A 2,614-nucleotide genomic window follows, 5' to 3' on the forward strand; every position below is an offset into this window, starting at 1 on the left:
TTAATGAGCGACCCATCTATGGTTAATTCCCTTATTGGATTGGGGTATGAATAAAGGTTTATCCGCTAACGTTTCGGCAAACGGTCGTGGACAGGGAGTTGTGTCAATACCAAATAAGTTATAATGTTTTGAAGTGGGAGGAATTGTTCTCGATACCGCTGAAAATAAAGTCTCAATTCTCTGTTCATAATTAGGGTCAGTTTGAGTGGGTAAAAACTATTGAATTCCTCTATATAAACTGTTATAATCTCTTCTAAATAAAGGATTGAGAGACAATTCAACGACTGAGTGAGCTTGTTGGTTACTGGAGAGGGCATCGAGTAATTCTATAATAGTTTCTTTTCTAGCTTTTAGTCCTTGGAAGAGGTTAGACCTCCACACCAGGAATTCCTCGACAGACGTAGCCGTTTCATTTTTGGTCATTTTTAAAATTTATTACCTTATAAATTAGCGGAATATGTACGCTAACATCAAAAGAGGTTGTTTGTTACAGTTAAGGCTAATGTCATCACGTTCCGAACTTAAGACCAGTCAAGATGTCCACCTGAGAGCCAAACAAATTAAGAGTCTAATTCGCTCTCTTAAACAGAAAATAAAGAAAATTGAACGGGAAGGGGAAGTAGCACCAGCTAATTGTCATATTATTCGTTATCAGGTTAATGGAAAGGGAACAATCTACTGGTATTATAAACTACAGGCTGCTGAATCAATTTTTCCTATGGCCACTAATAATGAGAAAAAAACCAAATATAAATATTTAGGACGAGCCGGAAGTTCTGCTCATATTGATGCTGTAGAAAAACTCACTAGAAGAAATCTCATTGATGAATTAGAACGAGTCATTCAATCTCTAACGGAAAGCTACTTAGATATCTATATTGGAACCGAAACTGAATGAAGCTATTTAATATTTAAAATCCCCTAAAAAGATGGAAAGAGAGTTTTTAAAATCACCTTAATTCTCTATTTTAGCTCTGGAGACATGTTTAGCGTAAAATTTACGCTAACAATTGTTTTTTATCCAAAGTCCAATCTTAATACCCATTAAAGTTTTTATTTTTCTATGCGTCGTTACAAAAAATCAATTAAGTCTTTTCGTTTCCTAAAAAAACTAAATCCTGTTACTTTATTCCAACCTGTAACCCATGATCTCTATCATTGGTTATTAGCCCTTCGGTGGCGATATTTTTTAATATTAATGAGTATTTTTTATTTTAGTATTAATTGTCTATTCGCCTTAGCTTATATGACCACTGAAAATGGCATTGCCAATGCAGAACAGGGATCATTTAAAGATGCTTTCTTTTTTAGTATTCAAACTTTATCAACTGTGGGTTATGGTTCTATGTATCCCCAAACTTTGTACGCTCAAATTTTAGTGACAATTGAAATTTGGCTTGGTTTATTATTATTAACTATTTTAACGGGATTAATGTTTGCCCGTTTTTCTCGTCCAACCGCAAAAGTTCTTTTTAGTAATGTAGCTGTTATTTGTCCTTATAACGGGATTCCAACCTTAATGGTTCGTACAGCTAACCGACGAGATAATCGCATTTTAGAAGCACAAATTAGACTCTGTGTTATTCTCAATGAAGTGAGCCAAGAAGGATATAACCCAGATTCCGCACTTCAAAAAGTAGCATTAAATACTACAAGCCTGGGGTTAATAATTAAGTATAATTGCTTAAGCTCTTGAAGACAAAAAAGTGGGATAATTGCTTAAGTTGTTTCCTCTGTAAAAAAAGAGCGAAAAATGTCTTATTTAGAAGAAATACAAGTTAAAAATTTAGACCATTTAGGGATAGTAGCTGGTTTAATTGATGAAATAGGAATAGTCAAAATAATTAATAATAAATTAGGAATAGATGTTAGAGAAAAAATCTCAGCAGGTACAGTAGTTAAGTCTATTTTAATCAATGGACTAGGATTTGTTTCAAGACCTCTATATTTATTCAGTCAGTTTTTTCAAGATAAAGCCATTGAGAAATTGTTAGGAGAAAGAATTAAACCTGATTACCTTAATGATGATAAAATTGGGAGAGTAATGGATGAATTATATAAATATGGACTAAATGATATTTTTATTGAAGTAGTTTTAGAAGTAATTAAAAAATTTAAAATAGACCTTAAATACTCCCATTTAGATTCCACATCATTTCATTTAGATGGAGAATATAAAAGGGAAGAAGATAAAGAGAAACAGGAAGAAGAAAAAATTATTAAAGAAAGACCAATTCTTATTAAGAAAGGATATTCTCGGGATCATAGACCAGACTTAAAACAATGTGTCTTGGATTTAATAACAAGCCAAGATGGAGATATTCCATTATTTGTGAGAGTAGGAGATGGAAATGAATCTGATAAAGCTGTATTTGGAAAAGTTTTAGTAGAATTCAAAAAGCAAATAAAGTTTGATAGTATCATGGGTTGTGAAGGGCTTTATATGGGCAAAAAAATCCCAACTTATCCAACCTTTAAAATGGATAACGGGAGTTCCATGGCCCTAAAAAAGCAAAGAATTGGGCCAAATTTGGGGGTGGGAGAGTTAAAGATGAAGTATAGAAAAAGAAGGGGCCTAATTTTAAAAGTTCCCTGGGAAAAAAAATTTTCTTTG

2 protein-coding genes and 2 pseudogenes are annotated in these 2,614 nt (G+C 32.8%); 3 read left to right on the forward strand and 1 reads right to left on the reverse strand.

Going from position 1 to position 2,614, the window contains the following annotated elements:
- Positions 1-423 (reverse strand): annotated as a pseudogene (locus tag CWATDRAFT_RS35270) (transposase); the annotation flags it as partial.
- 79 nt (positions 424-502) lie between these two features.
- On the opposite strand from CWATDRAFT_RS35270, the gene CWATDRAFT_RS31040 reads away from it, so the two are divergent.
- From CWATDRAFT_RS31040 to CWATDRAFT_RS31050, 3 genes and pseudogenes are all read left to right on the forward strand, one after another.
- On the forward strand, positions 503-898 hold the full coding sequence (locus CWATDRAFT_RS31040) for a hypothetical protein (RefSeq protein WP_042713024.1): 396 nt from the start codon (positions 503-505) through the stop codon (positions 896-898).
- A 165-nt stretch (positions 899-1,063) separates the two neighbouring features.
- On the forward strand, positions 1,064-1,696 hold the full coding sequence (locus tag CWATDRAFT_RS31045; protein ID WP_007308648.1) for an ion channel: 633 nt from the start codon (positions 1,064-1,066) through the stop codon (positions 1,694-1,696).
- 57 nt (positions 1,697-1,753) lie between these two features.
- Positions 1,754-2,498: pseudogene (locus tag CWATDRAFT_RS31050) on the forward strand (IS1634 family transposase); the annotation flags it as partial.
- Between the last annotated feature and the right edge of the window lie 116 nt (positions 2,499-2,614).

The sequence above is a fragment of the Crocosphaera watsonii WH 8501 genome, assembly GCF_000167195.1.
GTDB lineage: Bacteria > Cyanobacteriota > Cyanobacteriia > Cyanobacteriales > Microcystaceae > Crocosphaera > Crocosphaera watsonii.

Bases quoted from the DNA above. Each gene is read 5' to 3' on its own strand.
- CWATDRAFT_RS31045 (WP_007308648.1), top strand. From the start codon at position 1,064: ATGCGTCGTTACAAAAAATCAATTAAGTCTTTTCGTTTCCTAAAAAAA.
- CWATDRAFT_RS31040 (WP_042713024.1), top strand. From the start codon at position 503: ATGTCATCACGTTCCGAACTTAAGACCAGTCAAGATGTCCACCTGAGA.